Source organism: Rhizobacter sp. Root1221 (assembly GCF_001425785.1).
GTDB lineage: Bacteria > Pseudomonadota > Gammaproteobacteria > Burkholderiales > Burkholderiaceae_C > Rhizobacter.
This window is the reverse complement of the sequence record NZ_LMDI01000009.1, coordinates 62,137-81,648: the sequence shown is the minus strand read 5'-3', so window position 1 is coordinate 81,648 and position 19,512 is coordinate 62,137. Positions and strand designations below refer to the sequence as shown.

The 19,512-nt window shown below is 66.1% G+C and carries 15 protein-coding genes and 1 pseudogene; 11 read left to right on the top strand and 5 right to left on the bottom strand.

Annotation, left to right across the window (positions count from 1 at the left end; all coding sequences use genetic code 11):
• Positions 1-14 precede the first annotated feature (14 nt).
• The 5 genes from ASC87_RS08265 to ASC87_RS08245 are packed head-to-tail and all read left to right on the top strand — an operon-like array spanning position 15 to position 4,111.
• Complete coding sequence (locus ASC87_RS08265; RefSeq protein ID WP_056659478.1) at positions 15-944, top strand: ABC transporter substrate-binding protein; 930 nt, start codon at positions 15-17, stop codon at positions 942-944.
• A gap of 5 nt (positions 945-949) precedes the next feature.
• Positions 950-1,774 (top strand): ABC transporter ATP-binding protein, encoded by an 825-nt coding sequence (locus ASC87_RS08260; RefSeq protein ID WP_082568485.1) that lies wholly within the window; start codon positions 950-952, stop codon positions 1,772-1,774.
• The gene (locus tag ASC87_RS08255) at positions 1,774-2,544 is read left to right on the top strand and encodes an ABC transporter permease (protein ID WP_056659474.1); all 771 of its coding nucleotides are present in this window, start codon (positions 1,774-1,776) and stop codon (positions 2,542-2,544) included. Before ASC87_RS08260 ends, ASC87_RS08255 begins: the two co-directional genes overlap by 1 nt.
• 35 nt (positions 2,545-2,579) lie before the next feature.
• Positions 2,580-3,293 (top strand): ABC transporter permease, encoded by a 714-nt coding sequence (locus ASC87_RS08250; protein ID WP_369820743.1) that lies wholly within the window; start codon positions 2,580-2,582, stop codon positions 3,291-3,293.
• A gap of 20 nt (positions 3,294-3,313) precedes the next feature.
• A complete protein-coding gene (locus ASC87_RS08245; RefSeq protein ID WP_056659470.1) occupies positions 3,314-4,111 on the top strand; it encodes a cyclase family protein in 798 nt (265 codons plus the stop codon).
• A gap of 93 nt (positions 4,112-4,204) precedes the next feature.
• Here ASC87_RS08245 and ASC87_RS33500 read toward each other — a convergent pair whose 3' ends face one another.
• A complete protein-coding gene (locus ASC87_RS33500) occupies positions 4,205-4,327 on the bottom strand; it encodes a hypothetical protein (RefSeq protein ID WP_255358913.1) in 123 nt (40 codons plus the stop codon).
• On the opposite strand from ASC87_RS33500, the gene ASC87_RS08240 reads away from it, so the two are divergent.
• From ASC87_RS08240 to ASC87_RS33135, 6 genes and pseudogenes are all read left to right on the top strand, one after another.
• The gene (locus ASC87_RS08240; RefSeq protein WP_369820745.1) at positions 4,269-5,345 is read left to right on the top strand and encodes a porin; all 1,077 of its coding nucleotides are present in this window, start codon (positions 4,269-4,271) and stop codon (positions 5,343-5,345) included. The two genes, ASC87_RS33500 and ASC87_RS08240, sit on opposite strands and share 59 nt — an antisense overlap.
• 16 nt (positions 5,346-5,361) lie before the next feature.
• Complete coding sequence (gene fahA / locus ASC87_RS08235) at positions 5,362-6,684, top strand: fumarylacetoacetase (RefSeq protein WP_056659467.1); 1,323 nt, start codon at positions 5,362-5,364, stop codon at positions 6,682-6,684.
• A 324-nt stretch (positions 6,685-7,008) separates the two neighbouring features.
• Positions 7,009-10,002: a winged helix-turn-helix domain-containing protein gene (locus ASC87_RS08230; protein WP_157603911.1), complete on the top strand. Its 2,994-nt coding sequence runs from the start codon at positions 7,009-7,011 to the stop codon at positions 10,000-10,002.
• 637 nt (positions 10,003-10,639) lie between these two features.
• A complete protein-coding gene (locus tag ASC87_RS08225) occupies positions 10,640-12,754 on the top strand; it encodes a LamG-like jellyroll fold domain-containing protein (RefSeq protein WP_235582105.1) in 2,115 nt (704 codons plus the stop codon).
• A 678-nt stretch (positions 12,755-13,432) separates the two neighbouring features.
• On the top strand, positions 13,433-14,686 hold the full coding sequence (locus ASC87_RS08220) for a hypothetical protein (protein WP_082568483.1): 1,254 nt from the start codon (positions 13,433-13,435) through the stop codon (positions 14,684-14,686).
• A 96-nt stretch (positions 14,687-14,782) separates the two neighbouring features.
• Positions 14,783-14,972: pseudogene (locus ASC87_RS33135) on the top strand (IS5/IS1182 family transposase); the annotation flags it as partial.
• Here the strand turns inward: ASC87_RS33135 and ASC87_RS30640 are convergent.
• From ASC87_RS30640 to ASC87_RS08200, 4 genes are all read right to left on the bottom strand, one after another.
• On the bottom strand, positions 14,924-15,280 hold the full coding sequence (locus tag ASC87_RS30640; protein WP_056659459.1) for an alpha/beta fold hydrolase: 357 nt from the start codon (positions 15,278-15,280) through the stop codon (positions 14,924-14,926). The pseudogene ASC87_RS33135 and the gene ASC87_RS30640 overlap by 49 nt on opposite strands.
• Positions 15,281-15,588: 308 nt before the next feature.
• Complete coding sequence (locus ASC87_RS08210) at positions 15,589-16,581, bottom strand: NADPH:quinone reductase (RefSeq protein ID WP_056659458.1); 993 nt, start codon at positions 16,579-16,581, stop codon at positions 15,589-15,591.
• A gap of 10 nt (positions 16,582-16,591) precedes the next feature.
• Positions 16,592-16,774, bottom strand: coding sequence for an ester cyclase (locus ASC87_RS08205; protein ID WP_056659456.1), 183 nt, complete (start codon positions 16,772-16,774; stop codon positions 16,592-16,594).
• Between the two features lie 551 nt (positions 16,775-17,325).
• Positions 17,326-19,509, bottom strand: a complete 2,184-nt coding sequence (locus ASC87_RS08200; RefSeq protein ID WP_082568482.1) for a dockerin — start codon at positions 19,507-19,509, stop codon at positions 17,326-17,328.
• Positions 19,510-19,512: the final 3 nt, after the last annotated feature.

Sequence of the window (19,512 nt, the reverse complement as noted above, 5' to 3'; positions counted from 1 at the left end):
CGATGAAGACATTCATGAACCCCAAGCGCCTGCGGAGCGTTTTCCTGGCCTTGCTGCTTCTCGGCAGTGCCGCGGCCCAGGCGCAAAAGAAGATCGTCATCGGCTACACAGCCGTGCCCGATTTCGCCGCCGCCTTCATCGCCAAGGAGCGCGGCTTCTTCGAGAAGCGCAAGCTCAACGTCGAGTTGCAGTTGATCACGCTGACCTCCAGCATCCCGCCAGCGGTGATCTCGGATTCGATCCAGATCGGCGGCACCACGCCGCCTGTGCTGCTGCAGGCCGTCGACAGCGGGCTCGACCTCGTGACGCTGGCCAGCGGCAGCACGTACGACAACACCAAGGGCTACGTCAACATCGTCGCGCGGCCAGCCGCCGCCATCAAGACCGCACAGGATCTGGTCGGCAAGAAATTCGGCGTGCCGGGCCTGGGCGGCACGCTCCACGTGCTGGTGCGGCGGTGGCTGATCGACAAGGGCGTCGACCCGAAGCGCGTCACCTTCATCGAAGTGCCACTGCCGCAGATCGGCGACGTGCTCAAGGGCGGCAGCATCGATGCGGCCGTCACAGCCGAGCCTTTCGTCGGCCGCATCGTGCAGACGCAGGCCGGCACCATCGTGCCGGGCTTCTCCACCGACACGCCGAGCGGCTTCGCAAACGTCGTCTACACCTCAACGCGCAAGTGGGCCACCGCGAACGGCCCCGAGGTCAAGGCCTTCCGCGAGGCACTTGCCGAAGCGATTGCCTTCTCGATCTCCAACCGCGACGAGGCCTACGCCGCACTCGGCAAGTACTTCAAGGTGCCGCCGCCGGTTCTGAAAGCCACACCGTGGCCGAACCTGGTGGTCGACCTGAGCGACGCGCAGATGCGTTTCTGGACCGACACGATGCGCAACCAGGACATGCTGAAGAAGCCGCCAATGGTGTCGTCGCTGATCGTCAAGTAGATGCCATGAATGCACTGTTGCGAACAACCCAGCACCCGCAGGTCATGACACCGGCACAGGCCGATGCGCCACTGATCGTCTTCGACCAGGTCGCGCTCGACTTCGGCGCGGTGCGCGTCATCAACCGCCTGAGCTTCAGCATGCGGCGCGGCGAGTTCGTCTGCGTGATCGGCCCGTCGGGCTGCGGCAAGACGACGCTGTTGCGGCTGCTCACCGGCCTGGTGAAACCAAGCGCAGGTGAAGTGCGACGCAACGGCACGCCCATCACCGGGCCGGCGCACGATGTCGCGATCGTGTTCCAGGACTACGCCAAGGCCTTGCTGCCCTGGCGCACCGTGGCCGGCAACGTGAGCCTCGCACTCGAGGCAGCGCACGTTGCCAAGAGCGAGCGCGCCGATCGCATCCGGCAACTGCTGGCCAAGGTCGGTCTGGCCCAGCATGCCGGCAAGTACCCCAGCCAAATGTCGGGCGGCATGCAGCAGCGTCTGCAGATTGCCCGCTGCCTGGCGCAGGAGCCCGCGGTGCTGCTGATGGACGAACCTTTCGGCGCCCTCGATGCGATGACACGCCAGACGCTGCAGGATGAGATGCTGCAACTGGTGCAGGAGTCGGGCACCACGGTGCTTTTCATCACGCACGACCTCGAGGAAGCCATCTACCTCGGAGACACCGTGCTGGCCCTGCGGGCCGCGCCAGGCGAGCGCGGCAGCCTGGCCCAGACCTTCGAGGTCAACTTGCCGCGGCCGCGCGACCAGCTCAGCACGCGCGAGGAGCCCGAGTTCCTGCGCCTGCGCCGCGCCGCCTTCGACCATGTGAAGGACACGCACTGATGCGCGCCGTTCTCGATCGGCTCGGATGGCGAGGCTGGGTCCTTCCGGTGACGCTGCTGGTGCTCGCCGAAGTGGCAATGCGCATCAAGCCTGTCGAGAGCGACGCGCTGGCCCGCCCCACCGACGTGCTCAATGCATTGGCGCAGGCGATCGCCGACGGCAGCGCGCTCAGACTGTCGGCGCAAACGCTGGCTGCGGCACTCGCCGGGCTCGCGCTCGGCGGCGGCGTGGGCCTGGCCGCCGGCATCTGGTTCGGCCTGTCGCGCGCGGCCTCCGACGCGGCGGCACTGTCGGTCGAGTTGCTGAGGCCGGTGCCGTCGGTGGCACTGATTCCGCTGTCGATGCTGGTGTTCGGCTTCGGCTTCCGGATGGAGATCGCGGTGATCGCATTCACCTGCTTCTGGCCGATGCTGCTGCTCTCGCACGCGGCAGTTCGCAATGTCGAACCGCGTCTGCTCGAGGTGGCGCGCGTGCTCGGTTTTTCCTGGTGGGAACGGATACTCAAGCTCGTGCTTCCAGCCGCGTTGCCGCGCATCTTCGTCGCGTTTCGCCTGTGCGTCGGCATCGCGCTCGTTGTCGCGGTGACGACCGAGATCGCCGCAAATCCGCAGGGCCTGGGCTATGCGCTGATGAACGCGCAGCAGAGCCTGCGCCCCGACCTGATGTTCGCGATGCTGCTCTGGATCGGCCTGCTGGGCTGGGGGCTCGGCGCCGGATTGCTGCTGCTTCAACGAACCTTGTTCCAGCATTCGCTGGCGCAGCAGCCATGAAGACCCGAGCCATCGTGGCGAGCGTGAGCGTGAGCGTGGCCCTGCTCGCGCTGTGGGCCGTGATCGCCAGGCTCGAGTGGATCTCGCCGATCTTCCTGCCCGGCCCGGCCGCGACCTGGCGGTCGCTCAGCGAGGGCCTGCGCCACGGCGAGCTGCTGCACCTGACGCTCGGCACGGCCGAACGCATGGCCTACGGATGGGCGCTCGCTTCGGTGATCGGCATCGCGCTCGGCGCACTGATCGGCATCTCGCCGCTGCTGCGCGCCTGGTTGCAGCCCACACTCGAATTCATCCGTCCGCTGCCGGCATCGGCGATCGTGCCGGTGGCGATCGCGTTCATCGGCCTGTCGCCGGCCATGGTGCTGATCGTGATTGCCTTCGGCGCCGTCTGGCCGGTGCTGCTGGCGACCGCGCACGGCTTTGCCAACATCGAGCCCAGGCTGCACGAGGTCGGGCGCGTGCTGCGCCTGTCGCCGCTCGCGTTCATCGTCAAGGTCGGGCTGCCGAACGCAATGCCGGACGCGCTGGCCGGGATGCGCCTGTCGCTCACGGTCTCGCTGATCCTCGCAATCGTCGGCGAGATGCTCGCCTCGCAGGAAGGGCTGGGCCTGGCGATCCTGCAGGCCGCGCGCTCATTCCGGTCGGCCGATCTCTTTGCCGGCGTGGTGCTGCTGGGTGCCATCGGCTTCGTCAGCAACAGCCTGCTCGGCATGGCCGAGCGCCGCGCGTTGAAGTGGAAACAGATCTGAGTCTCACCGGAAACATCACCATGGCACGCCGCTTCATCGACATCTCCATGCACCTCGAAAACGACGTGCCTTCCGACCCACCCGGCCTGTCGCCGAAGATCAGCTACATCGATCATCAAATGAGTTACCCCGACCTGGCGCAGTTCTTCCCCGGCCTCAAGAAGGAAGACCTCCCTGACGGCGAAGCCTGGGCGGTGGAGGACGTGCATCTCAACACCCACAACGGCACCCATCTGGATGCGCCGTACCACTTCGCCTCGACGATGGACGGCGGGCAGCGTGCGTTGACGATCGACGAGGTCGATCTGAACTGGTGCTTCCAGCCCGGCGTGAAGCTCGACTTCCAGCAACTGCCCGACGGCTACGTCGTTCAGCCCGAAGACGTCGAGGCCGAGCTCGCGCGCATCGGCCACAGGCTGAAGCCACTCGAGATCGTGGTCGTGAACACGCGCGCCGGCACCGCCTACGGCTCGGCCGAGTACACCCGCGCCGGATGCGGCATGGGCTACGAGGCCACGCTGTACCTGCTGGAACGCGGCGTGCGACTGACCGGCACCGACGCCTGGAGTTGGGACGCGCCGTTTGCCTACACCGCGAAGAAGTTCGCCGAAACGAAGGACGCGTCACTGATCTGGGAAGGCCACAAGGCCGGCCGCGACATCGGCTACTGCCACCTCGAGAAGCTGCACAACCTTCAGAGCCTGCCGTCGCACGGCTTCTACGTCAGCTGCTTCCCGGTGAAGATCAAGGGTGCCTCGGCGGGCTGGACCCGCGCCGTCGCCATCTTCGACGATGCCCTGCAGGCCGGCTCGCCATGAGCCCGTGACCTCGGCGCGCTAACTGCGCGAACGCCCTATCCCACTTTCCCTTCCGCCCCGGCGCCTGCTTTCGCAGACGCGCCGTGGGTCAACTCACGCCCAAGAAACCGGAGACGACATGAAACGAGAGTTCAAACTGATCGCGACGTTGCTTGCGATGTCGAACGGCGCCGTGATGGCGCAATCGATGACGATCTTCGGTTCGCTCGATGCCATGGCGACCCGCTTCACGGGCACCACGGCCGGCGTCAACAGCAATGACAAGGCCGTCAAGAAGCTCGACGGCGGCGGCCTGTCGACGAGCCACTTCGGTGTGCGGGGCAGTGAAGATCTCGGCGGGGGGGCGGCCGCGATCTTCGAGCTCGCGGGCTTCATCCGCAACGACACCGGCCAGTCGGGACGCAGCGACGCGATCGGCGCGCCGGTCAACGTGGCGGCCGATCCGATGTGGTCGCGCGCCGCGTGGGTCGGGCTGAGCAGCAAGTCGTTGGGGCGCCTTCGGCTGGGCAACGGCACGAGCCTGCTGTACCTGAACAGCATCACGTCGAATGCGTTCGTCGACTCCACGGTGTTCTCGCCGATCAACCTGGTCACGTTCATCGGCAGCCCGTTGAGCGGCGGCACCGGCTGGACCAACCAGATCCTGATCGACAGCGCGAACTTCGCCGGCTTCAGCGCCAGTGCATCCGTGTCGGCCAGCGAAGGCCAGGGCGGCAGAAACGCAGCGGCGCGCGTAAGCTATGCGGCCAACGCTGCGGGTATCTCGTTCGCGTATCAGAACGTCAAGAAGAATCCCGCGACCTTCGCCGACGGCACGTCGTCGAACAATGCAAAGGCCTGGCAACTCGCGGGATCGTATGATTTCAAGGTGGTCAAGGTGTTTGCGCACGTCGGGCGCATCCATAACGATGGCACCGAAGCCGCGCCGTTGAACATCGGCTACAAGATCCGGGATCTCAGTGCTTCGATCCCGGTCAGCACGGGCTACGTCCTCGCCGGCTACGCATCGCGCACCACTGGCGACGCCGTGGGCCCCGTGCCGGCCACGGTGGCGGGCGGCAACAAGGAGCGCAAGGTGTTCACGGTCGGCTACGACTACTTCCTGTCGAAGCGCACGGACGTCTACGCAATGGTCATGAACGACCGCACCGTGACCAACACGGTGTCGGCACCGCCACGGCTCTTGACTGCCAGCGCGACGAACGTTGGCGTCGGCCTGCGTCACCGGTTCTGAGAGAGAGGGCGCCGACATGCTCAACGAAACGCACTCTCCAGATCTGCGGAGCTGGATCGAGTCGGCCAATGTGCCCGGCATCGACTTCCCGATCCAGAACCTGCCGCACGGCATCTTCCGCCGCCGCTCGTCGGCCGAGGCGTTCCGCGGTGGCGTTGCCATTGGTGATCAGATCCTTGACCTCTCTGCGGCCTTGCGTGCAGGGGCCTTCACCGGCACGGTGGCTGCGGCCGCCGAGATGGCTGCCGCACCGACGCTGAATGGTCTGATGGCCATGGGCCCGACCGCTTGGTCTGCACTGCGGCTGGCGATTTCACGGCTGCTGCGCGAGGGCGCGCCGCAGGTCGAGGCGCTGCGTGACTGCCTGGTGCCACAAGCCGACGCCGAGAACGCGCTTGCGGCCCGGATTGGCGACTACACCGATTTCTTCACGTCCTATCACCACATGGTCAACGCCGGCCGCGTGTTCCAGCCGGACAACCCGCCGTTGCCGAACTTCAAGTGGCTGCCCATTGGCTATCACGGCCGCTCATCGTCGATCGACATCAGCGGTACGCGATTCCGGCGTCCGTTGGGCCAGTCGCGCGCACCGGGTGACGCCACACCCCACTTCGGGCCCACGCGTCGGCTCGACTATGAGATGGAACTGGGCGCCTTCATCGGCCCTGGCAATGCACGAGGCGAGCCCATCGACGTGAATGCGGCCGACCGACATGTCTTCGGTCTTTGCCTTCTCAACGATTGGTCGGCGCGTGACGTGCAAGGCTGGGAGTCGCAGCCGCTCGGCCCGTTTCTGGCAAAGAACTTTGCCACCACGATTTCCCCATGGGTCGTGACACTCGAAGCGCTGGAGCCGTTTCGCATTGCGCTTGCGCGCGAAGCAGCAGACCCGCAGCCGCTTCCCAACCTGCGCCACCGCAGCGATGCCCCACCCCCCGGATTCGACATCGAGCTGGAAGTGTGGCTGAGGACAGCGCGTTCCGAAGGAGGCGAAATGCGGCTGAGCCGATCCAACTTTCGCCACTGCCATTGGTCGCTGGCACAAATGGTGGCCCATCACACCGAAGGCGGATGCAATCTGCGACCCGGTGATCTGATCGGCACGGGAACTCAATCGGGTCCGAGCGAAGGAGAGCAAGGATGCCTGCTGGAATTGAGTCGCGGCGGCAAGCAGCCCATTGCATTGCCCAACGGGGAATCGCGCGCCTTTCTCGAGGATGGCGATGTGGTGACGCTGCGCGCCTGGTGCGCGCGAGAGGGTCACCCCCGCATTGGGTTCGGCACGTGCAGTGGCGAGGTACTTCCATGCAACGTGCGCGAGGGCGACAGATTGGAGTAATTGCTCTCGAGCAGCGCACGTACATGCACACGACCATAAAACTTGAAGCCCAGTGGAGCATGCCGTCAGCGAGCGTCGGCGGGCATTCCTGATGAACTTGTGACGAACCGTGTGCACCAGGTCAGACGATCCGATTTTGGACAACAATTCAATGCGCCTTCTTCCGAGGCCCAGGTCGGCGCACCGCGCCGGCGGGCCGAGAGTCCACAGTGGCGCGGAAGCGCAAGATCGCATGCCGCCGATGCAACGCCTCTCCCTCACGTCCCGATATGCCGCGCTGTTGCCGACTGCGGCGCGAAGCCGCGGCCGGTGCGCGCCGACGCCATGAGCGAGCTTCTCATCACACTGCCCGGCGGTTCGCTCGACCTGCTCGGACGGCGCGTGCTCCGTCACGGAGAACCAGTGAAGATCGAGCCGCGGGCATGGCGCGTGCTGGAGAAACTGGCCCGCTTCCGCCATCGAGTGGTGACGAAGGAGGAACTGCTGGCCGCGCTGCGTCCGGAGGGCACGGGATCCGAAGCCGCGCTGCGCCAGGCGATCCGTGCGGCACGGCTGGCCATCGGGGACGACGGGCCGCAGCCGATCATCCGCTCGATCCCGCGTGTCGGCTACATGTTCGACGTGCCATCGGCACCGGCGTCGGCGTCGCCCCCAGAGCGGGCGACGCCTGGCTCGTTCCGCGACGGTATGCCCTCGTTGATCATCGGCCCATTGCGCAATCACACCGGGCGCCCGAGCCTGCAGTGGGCGGCACACGGCCTGGTGGCCTGCATCGCGCACGGCCTGTCGATCGACGGGCGCATCCAGGTTCAGGACGCACACTCACTGGAGTCGTCGTGGCCGCAGGAAGACCCACGGATGCTGCAGATGTTGCGCGCGGCCGGCGCGCGCTATGCCGTGGTCGGTTCATTGACGCTTGCAGGACCCGAACTCGCGCTCGATCTCCACGTCCATGACCACGACAAGAAGACCGTCATTTCAATCCGCGCCGCCGCTCCCGCCGGGCTCGTTCTTCCCGCCATTGAGGCCCTGCTGCACACACTGCTGGGCGTCGGCGAGCGCCACGGCCACGAGTTGCGCGGCTGCTCTTTGCTGTCCATCGAGTTGTTCGCACGGGCCAAGCACTCTGCTGCGATGAACCAGCATCCAGCCGCACTGCGGGCACTTGCGCTTCTGCAGCACCTCGACCCGGCTTTCCCGCGCCTCGATCTGGAACTTCTGCGTGCTCAGGCGGTCTGCGGCAGCGACGATGGACTGGTCTGCGGGGCACGCCTGCTGGAGGCCGCCAGACGCCACCAAGACCAGTGCCTTGAAGCGCAAGTGCAGCAGTGCTTCGGGACGCTGTACCACGTGAAAGGCCGATTGCGCGATGCGGCGCAGAGTTTGGAACACGGCCTCGCGTTGGGCCGCGTCTGCATGCCGCCGCACTGGCAGGGATACACCCTGACGCTGCTGGCATCCGTCGAGTGCCGCCTCGGCGAGCTCCACTCCGTAGCGACACGTCTGAACGAGGCCCAGACGATCTTCACGGGCATTGGCAGCCACTGGGGATTGCTGAACGTGCTGTGGCTCCGGGCGATCATGAGCTCACTGTCTGGCCATGCTGAGAAGTCCATCCGATGGAACAGAAAGCTCGCCCACGCGGCCCGCAGGCTCAACGCCACGACAGCGCTTGCAAGCGTGTGCCTCAATCTCGCGGGCGAACTGCTTTACGCGGACCGGCTGGACGAGGCGCGAGAGTGCGCGGAAGAGGCGACCGCGACTGCGCTGGCGATCGAGGCCAACATGAGCCTGTTGACCGCCGTCGTCAACATCCACTGCCTGCTCCATCGCCAGCAAGGCCGCCCAGACGCCGCCGCTGAGCTGCTATCCCTGCTGCCCCAGCCGGACCGGGTGCAAAACAACGGCTACCTCTGGCAGGCCCATGGTCATGCCGCCATGGCGGCTGGGCGCGTCGACGAGGCGGCCGACTGTTTTTTGCGGGCGGCGGCCGAGTGCCGTCGCCGCGGCAACCGCGTGGCCGAGGCGCCCCTGTTCCCCTGGCTTGTGGAGGCCCTCGTGCGCAGCGGGCGCCTTCCACTTGCAGAGGCCGAGCTAGACCGCGCAGACGCGCAGGCCCACCTGCAGGATGAGAACACCACCGCGAACCTGCTATACCCGCGTGCGTTGCTGGCACGGCGGCGCCAACAGGAACCGGAGGCCCAGTCGCTGCTTGCGCGGCTCGCAACCGCGCCAGCTGCACTGCCCCTGTTCCGGCGGCTGGGGCAGGCGCTGTCGGCGATACCACCCAACGAGGCGCAGCGCGAGCCCCCTGTGCCGCTGGCGCCGCCCAATGACGCGATGCTTCGGGAGTATCGCTTCGCCCACTGCATGCTCGATGTGGAACGCCGGGAACTCTGGGTCGATGGGCGGCGCCAGACACTCGCGCCAAAGCCGTTCGACGTGCTCTTGCACCTGTACCGCAATCGTCACCGCCTGGTAACGCAGGACGAACTCCTCGACACCGTGTGGCGCCAGGCAGCCGCGTCGCCGGAAGTGGTTGCGCAGGCGATCGCCAGGATTCGCCAGGTGATGCGACGGAGCAAGACGCACGCGGTGCGGATCAAGACCGTCTCCGGCAAAGGCTACGGGCTGGTGGCCGATGCGCGTGTAGCCCCCGAAGAAGACACCGCCGCAACGCTCCTGTCGGACTTGCACGGGATCCGAGAGCATCCGCTGGCCGTCGTGCCGCTGGCGGGCGGAGACCCGGGCGCCGGCGTCGCGGATCGAGATCTCGCGTATCCCCTGGAAGTTCTCGGCTACACCCTGGCTGTGCACGCGATGCTGAAGCGCATGTCCGCCGCTGAGGTGCAAGCGGGCGTCGATGCCGCCACGGCCCCGACGCCAGAGGCCATTGCGGCCGCCATTGGCACCCGCAGCCCCGGCGTGCACGTCCTCTTCGCCCGACTGGCGCGCCGCATGGAAACCTTGACGCTGGAGTACGTGTTGCTGACGCCCGCGTCTCGGATCGAAGGGAGCATGCACGACCGGTCACCGACGACACTCGGCCGGCGGCTGGCCGCACGGCTGCTTCAGCTGCATGCCGGCATCGCGGAGGGGAACGCCCAAGCCGTGGACGAGAGTGAGTGGATGGCGCGGATGTTCGACCTCGCATCGCGCGCCGCCGAAGAACACCGTCGGAGCGAAGCACTGCATGTGCTGGACGTGGTCCTCGACCAGGATCCCGACCACGACTTGGCGGCGGACCTCAAAGCGCGCATCGAGGCCGGCCGCGGCGCGCTGGGCAGCGCGCACTCGACGAGCACGTCCACGCCTTGATCGCCCGGCGAGTTCGGACACCGATCCTGCCGCCGCTCGTCGAAACGCCAATGGCGATGGACAAGGCGGTCGCCGAGACGCACTCCGGACGTCAAGGACCTTGTGCGGCACAGCGACGCACTTTGCGGCGGAGCTGTTTAAAGCTCAACGCCGGACGCTGCCGCCAGCCACCACGACCACGCGGTCCGGGTACAGCCGGGTGCTGACCATTGCCCGGCCAGCTCGCGGCACCGAGTAGCGGTTGCGCGCCACCGACAACAGACAGGTGCTCGGGTCGCGGTAGGGACGGAGATTGCTCCCCGCCCCCCGCACTGATCCGTGCGTGCAGCATCAGGAGACATCCTGCTCGACCCATGCGCGGACGGCACCGGTGTCATCGTGGCGGTCGCACAGCAGCGCAAGCCACGTCGCAATCATGCATGCCATGGGTTGCTGTCCGTGGCCCTGCGCACCTTGTATCCGGATGTTCCGTCATGAGTCGGTCAAGACTTGTACCCGTCGCCTGTCTAGAGTCGCCCCGCAACCTGAGGAGGTCGATGTGTCCAACAGCAAAACCCAACCCAACGTTTCGCACGTTCCGCAAGATGTCGCGCGCCGCAGACTGTCATTGGGGCTTGGCCTCCTACCGATGCTGCCCATGCTGCCGCTGTTGCCCGGCTGCGGTGGCGCCAACAACAGCGATTTCATCGATACGAGGGACGAGATCGACGACGCCCTCGTCGACACGGGCGGCCCGGCCTCCCCCGAAGTCGCCACGCCCGGCGCGGCGCCCGCGGGAAGCCAAGCCAAACACCCAGGGCTGCTGCACACCGAGACCGACCTCAAACGCATTCGGGAGAAGCTCGCCGCGAAGGAACAGCCATGGGTGGACGGCTGGGACGCGCTGCTCGGCAGCGGCCGCTCGCACCTCGGCGCGTCGCCGCGCCCCCTGGAGACCGTGTTCCGTGGCACCGACGGGGACAACTTCGGCCAGATGTACACCGACATGCAGCGCGCCCACCAACTCGCGCTGCGCTGGAAGATCTCGGGCGACGAAGACTACGCCAAGAAGGCGCTGGTGTTTCTCAATGCCTGGTCGTCGAAGTTGACCAAGCTGGGCGGCGACTCCAACGTCTTCCTCGCCTCCGGTCTGTACGGCTACCAATGGGCCAATGCCGCCGAACTGATGCGCACCTATCCCGGCTGGGCGAAGGAGGACCTCGCCCGCTTCCAGGCCATGCTGCTGAAGGTGTTCTATCCGTTGTGCCACGCCTTTTTGATCGATCACAACGGCAGCGAGACCAGAAAGGTCATGCACTACTGGGCCAACTGGGACCTGTGCAACCTCTGCTCGGTGTACGCGATCGGGGTGTTCTGCGACCGGCCCGATCTCACTGCCGAAGCGTCCAACTACTACAAGTCCGGGCGGGGCAATGGCGCAGGCGCCTTCAACGTCTATTTCATGCACCCTGGCCATCTGGGCCAATGGCAAGAAAGCCACCGCGACCAGGGTCACTCGACCCTCGGCATCGCCCTGGCCGGCGCGCTGTGCGAGATGGCGTGGAACCAAGGCGAAGACCTCTACGGGTACTGGAACAACCGCCTGCTGGCCGGCACGGAGTACGTCGCCAAGACGAACCTGAGCGACCCCAACGGCAACCCCTACAAGTTGCCGTTCACCCAGTACACGAACGACCAGTTCACCGGCAACGCGGTATCCGGAACCGGGCACCGCCGGCCCTGCTTCGAGCTGATCTACAACCACTACGTGAACCGCAAGGGCTTGTCGGCGCCGTGGACCAAGGCGATGGTCGCGAACATGCGCGCCGAGCGCTATGACGGGACCGGCGACAGCCCCGGCCTCGGCACGCTGCTCTATGCGCGCGATCCGTCCCCGGCCGCGAAACCCAGCGGCCTGAGCGCGTTCCTCAGCGGCGGCAAGGTGCTGTTGTCGTGGTGGGGCAGTGCCGACGGCACCCACTATCTGGTTCAACGAGCGAGCGCCCCCAACGGCCCGTTCACGACCCTTGCGCAAGTGATCGATCCTCGCACCTACGCCGACGCTCCCGCCCAGGGCACCTGGTACTACCGGATCATTGCCGTGACGACCAACCTCGGCGAGCGCATTGGCGCCGAGATCGTTCGCGTGGCTGTCCCTGGCGAGCTGTGGCTGCACATGCCGCTCAACGGCAATGCCAATGACGTCAGCGGTCACGGTCGACACGGCAAGCTGGTGGGCGGCGCGAGCTTCGTCGAAGGACGCGCGGGAGGAGGTTCCGTGCAGCTCGACGGCAGCAGCGGTCACGTGGTGCTGGAGGACGGGACCCTGTCGGCGCTCGGCGATTTCACGATCGCGTTGTGGGTCTATTGGGACGCCGCGACGACCTATTCGCGAGTGTTCGACTTCGGCTCGAACAACGTGGCTTTCATGGCGCTTGGCGCCCGCGATAGCCACGACAAGATGCTCTTCATGACCACGCGCGTGGAATCCTGGTGCATGCAGTCGGTTTCCGGGAACGCCCTGCCCGCCGGCCGTTGGGTGCATGTGGCCGTGACCCTCTCAGGCACCGTGGGCACGCTCTATGTGGACGGCTCACCGGTCGCCAGCCAGAACGATATCTGGATCACACCGTACCAGCTCGGCCACACCACGCGAACCTGGCTGGGCCGCTCCCAGTACCCCCGCGATCCGTTCTTCAAGGGCCGCATGCAGGATCTGCGCGTCTACAGCGGCGCGCTGGACGCACCCCGTATCGCGGAACTTGCCCGCTGACGGACGGGCCAAGCGGCGCTGGACATCGCTCGCGGCAGCGCTCTTGCCCGTGCGCAAGCAACTGTCAAAGGGACGTCACAAGGTGGAGCTCATGCGGGTGAAGGCCGACGAGAAGCGCCTGGCCTTCGTGTTCGGCATTGACTCGATCCGAGTCGTCGCCACCTCGCTAGTGACGCACTGGCGACCGCTGCGGCGAACCACGACCCCAGAAAGACTGACAAGGCCTGCATCGCGGGGTCCGCGCGTTCCGGCCAGTGCCGCATGCCGGCGTGCATGGCGAGCCATGCCGGTGGCATCGAAGCCCTCCTCGTCCAGCTTTCATCCGAGCGACGCGGGTCACGTGAAGATCATGAATCGTCTCGTCCCGATCCTGCAGCCGTACCTGAGTGGGGCGCACTGACGCGCATGGGGCCATCAAGGTCGCGCCAGTGGAAATCTGACTCGCTTGCACCGCCGCTCAGCATCGGTACTACTTGCAGTCTGTTGCACCGTGTCGCAATGCATCAACGCAGTGTGCTGATCGCATTGCCGTCACGGTTCCGTCAAGTTTTTGTATGTCGCGGTCGACACAATTGCGAAAGCATCGAGTGCACCGCACATCGAATGAGCCATGCCAGCCAACCCTGCTTCACGAGAGGCTCGGCTCGAACTCCCACATTGACACCACAGGACCTCTCCATGAGCACGCCGCAGCAACCCAGATCACGCATCACGGCAGCGAGCGCGCTGCTTTGCTCGCTGATCATGTCCGCTTGTGGCGGAAGCAATAGCAAGGACACATCCGCGGCGCCGGTTGGCGGTGCTCCTGCTCCTGCTCCTGCTCCTGCTCCTGCTCCTGCACCTGCACCTGCACCTGCGCCCACTCCTTCGATCAATACAGCCCTCGGCAAGCCCGGCCGGCTCCTCGTGGGCCTCGGCGCGGCCAGTCCTATCGCGGACATGAAGGCCCAGCAGATCGCTCCGGACATCATCGATACCTATCTCGTGGCGGTCACGGGTTTCAACTCTGGCGGCGGTAACGCATGGCCTCAATGGCAATACAACTATCCGGACGGTGGTGTCGTGACGGTCTTCTCCGACGACGTCGCGGCCATGGGCGCCGTGCCGATGTTCACCCTGTTCCAGATGCCTTCCTGGAAGGGTGGCGACGTCACCGTCATCAACGACGCGCCGTTCATGGCCGCCTACTGGTCGCAAGTCAAGTTGATGTACAAGAAGATCGCCGAGACCAACCGCCCCACCCTGGTCAACCTCGAGCCTGACTTCTGGGGCTTCGCCCAGGGCGGGGCACCCGGCGGCGACCCGGCGAAGTTGCCGGCGCGCGTGAGCACGGTGCCGGAATGCGCCAGCCAACCGGATACGGCCGTCGGCGTCGTCGGTTGCCTGTTGAAGCTCGGGCGGACGTACGCGCCCAAGGCGAGGATGGGCTTCCCCCCGTCCTTGTGGGGGGGGGATGCAAACGCCACCGGCACCTTCATGGCAAAACTCGGCGCAGACAAGGCCGACTTCATCGTGGCGCAGACGAGCGATCGCGATGCAGGTTGCTTTGAAGACCCGACGCCCGTGCCAAATTGTGCGAATCGCGGCCCCGGCCCGTTCTACCTGGACGAGAACAACGTCACCACACCGAATTTCAACCAGGGCCTCAACGATTGGAGCATCGTGCGCAGCCACCTGGGCGGCCTGCCGATCCTGTACTGGCAGACCCCCATGGGCGTGCCCTCGACGACCCCCGGCGGAACTCCGAAGCACTATCGGGACAACCACGTCCAGTACATGCTGACGCATCCAACGCAGTACACGGGCAACGGCACATTCGCGATCGTCTTCAGTCCCGGGGACGAGACGTCGGCGGACATCACGAACGACGGCGGCCAGTTCGCGCGCCTGTTCAAGGCCTACTTGACAAACCCCGCTCCGTTTCCCCGCTGAGTTCAACGGGGAGAACAAGGACGTGAACGTGTCGAAGACATTCGACCGCCCCTGACGACCACACCTTCATCCTGTTGGCCGGCATGCAGGGCCACCATTGGCGAAGACGACACGATTCGTATCGTGGATGTCTTCGTCGATGAGTTGGACCTGATGGACATGGGTTTCGATGGCGCAAGCCCCCGCTCGAACGGGTCGACGCCCGTATCACCCGCTGGTGCTGTCGAAGCTGTATGCCTATCTCAACCGCATCCAGTCCCGTTGCCGGTTGGCGCGCAAATGCCGGCTTCTGGCGCGCAGTGCGTGTAGCGCCTTGAGCACCGCGGGAGGGCTGTGCAGGATGCACTCGGACACGCCCGAGGAAATCACGGACAAGCGCCACCACCTCGTCGGGTGCGTCTCCGGCAACCAGTGGCCGCCAGCGAGCAGGTGCAACTCAGCTTCGGGCAGGTCGCGCAGACAGGCGCGGGCTGGCTGCTCAGGCATGTAGTCGTCCTGCGGTACCCAGACGATCAGCGAAGGCGGGCGGTGCTCACCGAGGTACTTGCGATGTTGCGGGAACCAGGCTCGGTTCGAGACATCGAAGTGGATCACGCTCGAGCCGCTGGTGCAGCAGTACCCGGTGTGATGCTGTCGAGCCGGCTTCGTTGGCCGGTTCGATGTGCAGGTCCCGCAAACGCGTTCGAACTCCGCCTCGCAGCCTGACTTCACGTTGTGGATGTCAGGACGGTGACGGCATGCTTCCTCAGCCGCAGCGCGCTGAAGAGCGCGCCCCAGGTCGGTTGCAGCATCTCGGGCAGGGCGCCCAGCCGACCGAGGTTCACCACGCGGGAAGCAGTCGCTCGGACCGGCACGCCTTCCGACTCGTGCTGTAGCCGCGTGGCGGCAACGCCTCAGATGAACTACCGCGGCACGAGCACAACCACGCGACCACGCCTCCCCCTGGCTTCGACTTGCACATGGGCTTCGGCGATCTCCGCGAGTGTGAACGCGCGGTCGACGCTGAAGCCTGGCCAGCCCGAGCCAAGGAGTGCGTTGATATCCCGCGCGGCAGCCACCTTCGCCTCGCTCTGGAAATCGTCGCTGCCGAGAAAGTAAACCCGGGTGTTCTGAAACACGAGTGGCCAAAATGGAATGCTCGGTGTCGATCGGCCGGTGGCATAGGCTCCGATCGAACCGCCTGAAGACAGGACCTCGACATCGATGCTGACGTTGGCGTCGAATGCAACCTCGACGATATGGTCGATGCCATGCCCGGCGACCTTGCGCAATGCCGCGACGATGTCCTGCTCGGACAGACCGTCGGTGCATAGAACGTCGTGGGCACCCGCTGCTGTGGCTTCAGCCACGCCAGCTTGTGACCGGACGGTGGCAATGACGCGAGCCCCAGCCAGCCGCGCCAACCCCACCGCACACAATCCCACCGCACCCGCACCGCCCTGCACAAGTACCGTGCGACCTGCGACCGGGCCGCCGGCGTGAACCGCACGGTGAGCCGTGATCCCGGGAATGCCGATACACGCCCCCTGCTCAAACGACACGCCCTCCGGCAACGCTACGGCCTGGCCTTGCGGCACCACGGTGAACTCTGCCGCCGTGCCGAAAGGCCGATAGCTCTGCGCGCCGTAGCACCACACCGATTGCCCCACCCGAGACGCCGGCACCCCCGGGCCAACTCGATCGACGACTCCAGCGCCATCGCTGTGCGGGATGACGCGGGCAAACGGCATCCCGATCCCGAAGGCATCCTGGCGCTTCTTCACGTCGCCCGGGTTGATGCCCGAGGCACGAACGCGAATTCGTATTTCGTCTGGGCCAGGCTGCGGGTCGGCCATCGTGCCGACAACGAGGACATCGTGTGCCGGCCCCTGCTTTTCGTACCAGGTCGCTTGCATGGATGCGGCCTCAGGGACGCGGCAACCCGCCGATCTGCTGCATCAGTCCGAGCAGGTCCGGTTGGCCCACTTCGGAGACGATCTTTCCGGTCGAGAGCCGATAGATGTTCAGCGCTTGCACGGCAATCGTCTTGCCGGTGGGAGGCACGCCGGAGTCCGCTGACAGGAATAGCACACGTCGGTTGTTTTGCATCGATCACCTCGGACTGTCGATCAGGATGGGAGCCGGGGCATGTGGTCACCCGGTGCCCGCATTCCCAGATTGTTCGATTTTCCGGCGAGTTCGACACGATCAAAGTCGGCTGCCAAATGGTGGATATCAGACAATGGATCCATGCCGCGCGGAATGAGACCCATCGATATCGAGCAGGTTCAATGTCGGCCCTCGGCCTGCCACGCGCGCTGCATCGACGCTGACACCACGACCTTCAGTCGTGAGGCGTCGCGTCCCGAGACCATGCAGCGCGCCGTGCGCGCCCTGGACTTCGGCGGGCGCTGACCATGGCACCGCCGCCCTCCTCGGCCTCGTGGCGCTCTGCGCGTCAAGAGTAGCTTCAACCCCTACGCGATCGGAGTCGTCGGCGCATCGCTGCAGCGCCAGCCGCGCACCTGCGCTGAAGCGCTGGCGACCGCTCGACAACTCCACTCCCAGTCGAACAGCCAATCCGCCTCGGCGTCCCGTGTGAGACTGGCTCCGCCAGCCTCATGGGCAATGCGGGAGCGAGGGGATGAAGAAGACGGGGTTCAGTTGCTGTACAGCATGCCCCGGCCGATGCCGCTGACGTAGACCCGGCCATAGACGCTCTGATCGGCCGCAATCGTCCCGATGCCGCCGAACTGGTGCGCGTCGTCGTTGAAGCGCGACCAGGTGGCACCGCCGTCGTCGGAGCGGTAGACGCCCCACACGTCGTTGACCACGCCCACCACATAGACCGCCGCCGAGTACGCGGCGCCGGGCTTGGGCTTGCCCAGTGCCACCGCCGTGGCGCCCTGCACGACGGGCCATGCGTTGCCGCTCCAGATCGACGCGAAGGTGCTGAGCTTGGTCCAGGTCACGCCCGAATCGGTCGAGTGGTACACGGCGTTGCCGTCGGCCAGCCAGAGGTCGCCTTCGGTGTTGGGGTTGACCGCCAGCGAGGTGTGCATGAAGTAGTTGGGCGCCAGCCCCGCCGACACCGAGCCCGCGCTCGGCGTGAAGCTGTGGCCGCCATCGGTCGAGACATGAACCTTGCCCGGCGTGCCCCACCAGGCGCCGCCCGAATCGTAGGCATAGACCTTGTTCGGGTTCTTGCGGTCTGCGGCCAGGTGGTAGCCGCTGGCGACGCCAACGCTGGGCGGCCCCGGCAGGTTGGTCGACACCCAGCTCGCGCCGTTGTCCGTGGTGTAGGACGGCACCGATTTGGCAGGCGCCCAGACCGCCTTGTTGCGCGCGGTGACCGCGATGCTCGCGTCCCCGCTGGTGTTGGTCGTGCCGCCGGGTGCGTTGGTCGCGAACTTCGCCCAGGTCTTGCCGCCGTCGCCAGACCAGACGCCGAAGCCGGTACCGGTGCCGAGGACGACGCCGATGCTGGCGATGTAGAGCGGGTCGGACCACGCCATGTCGGCACCGAAGCCGTTGCTCCATTCGGTGCGCGGCGACAGGGTCGGCTTCGTCGCGAGATCCGTGTGCACCCAGGGGCCGACGTCGCCCGAACTGTTGATCACGATGTACGGTGCGCCGGCCGGCGGCGTGGCGAGGCCCAGGACAGCAGTCTCCTCGAGGCCGCCGATCGCGTCGTGCCAGCCCGGCGTGGCGGAGGAAGCGTTGCGGGTTTCCCAGATGCCGCCGCCAGAGACGTGCAGCACGTGGTCGGGGTTGGACGGATCGATCTCGACGTCGTCGGTCCAGCCGGAGAACCCTTCATTGCCTGGCGAGTGCGGCATGGTGGCCGCGATCTCGCGCCAGGTCTTGCCGCCATCGCCGGACCACTGAACGACCTGCTGACCGGCCCAGTCGCCCCAGGAGTTGGTCACGCCCAGTGCGATGCGCGTGCTCGCGCCAGTGCCGGAGACAGACACGCCGCCGAGGCCGAAGTCAGTCCCCGTCCCCCCGGTGTTCGGGTCCTTCAGCAAGGTCCAGTTGCTGCCGTCGAACTTGTAGAGCCGGGCGGGGCCGGCGGCACCTGGCCCCGATACCTTGGTGAACACGACATAGAACACGCCGTCTGCAGCGCGCACCATGTGCGGAATGTGATAGCCGGAGACCGGCGTCGACACTGCGCTCCACGAAGCGCCGCCGTTGGTGGACTTGTAGAGATTCGAGCCCAGGCCCGCCGCGCTGACGTAGTCCGGCGAGACGCCTGCGTAGATCGTCTGCGTGGCCGAGCCGCTGCCCTTGCTGCCGGTGTCGTAGACGACGACTCCGACGCCCATCGCGCTGCCGCCGATGGCATCGACCTGGTCCTGGGTCATCTTGAGGGTCGACAGCGACGTGACCTGGGCCCAGGTGAGGCCCGAGTCCGTGCTCTTCCACAGGCCGGCGGTGCGCGAGCCGTAGAACAGCGTCGAGGACTTGTTGGGGTCCACCATCAGGCGTTCGCCGATGGCCCGGCCGGGGTTGTTGCCCCCCAGGGGAAAGGGCAAGCCGACGTAGGTCCAGTGGTCACCGCGGTCGCTGGAGATGTACAGGCGACCGTTGCCATCGGCCGTGTACATGCCGGCGGCCATGTAGACGAGTCGGTCGTTGTTCGGATCCACGGCGATGCTTTCGACACCGTGGTAACGGCTCTCGGCTGCACTGAAGCCAGGACCGTCGGTGATGGGCACCCAGGACGTCGTGGCCTGGTTCCAGCGGTAGGCACCACCGATGTCGGTGCGCGCATACAGCAGGTTGGCGGTGGTCGGATGGAAGATGAGGCCGCTGACGTAGCCGCCACCGCCGAACTTCACGCT

Bases quoted from the DNA above. Each gene is read 5' to 3' on its own strand.
- ASC87_RS08265 (WP_056659478.1), top strand. From the start codon at position 15: ATGAACCCCAAGCGCCTGCGGAGCGTTTTCCTGGCCTTGCTGCTTCTC.
- ASC87_RS08260 (WP_082568485.1), top strand. From the start codon at position 950: ATGAATGCACTGTTGCGAACAACCCAGCACCCGCAGGTCATGACACCG.
- ASC87_RS08255 (WP_056659474.1), top strand. From the start codon at position 1,774: ATGCGCGCCGTTCTCGATCGGCTCGGATGGCGAGGCTGGGTCCTTCCG.
- ASC87_RS08245 (WP_056659470.1), top strand. From the start codon at position 3,314: ATGGCACGCCGCTTCATCGACATCTCCATGCACCTCGAAAACGACGTG.
- ASC87_RS08240 (WP_369820745.1), top strand. From the start codon at position 4,269: ATGTCGAACGGCGCCGTGATGGCGCAATCGATGACGATCTTCGGTTCG.
- ASC87_RS33500 (WP_255358913.1), bottom strand. From the start codon at position 4,327: ATGGCATCGAGCGAACCGAAGATCGTCATCGATTGCGCCATCACGGCG.
- fahA (WP_056659467.1), top strand. From the start codon at position 5,362: ATGCTCAACGAAACGCACTCTCCAGATCTGCGGAGCTGGATCGAGTCG.
- ASC87_RS08230 (WP_157603911.1), top strand. From the start codon at position 7,009: ATGAGCGAGCTTCTCATCACACTGCCCGGCGGTTCGCTCGACCTGCTC.
- ASC87_RS08225 (WP_235582105.1), top strand. From the start codon at position 10,640: ATGCTGCCGCTGTTGCCCGGCTGCGGTGGCGCCAACAACAGCGATTTC.
- ASC87_RS08220 (WP_082568483.1), top strand. From the start codon at position 13,433: ATGAGCACGCCGCAGCAACCCAGATCACGCATCACGGCAGCGAGCGCG.
- ASC87_RS08210 (WP_056659458.1), bottom strand. From the start codon at position 16,581: ATGCAAGCGACCTGGTACGAAAAGCAGGGGCCGGCACACGATGTCCTC.
- ASC87_RS08205 (WP_056659456.1), bottom strand. From the start codon at position 16,774: ATGCAAAACAACCGACGTGTGCTATTCCTGTCAGCGGACTCCGGCGTG.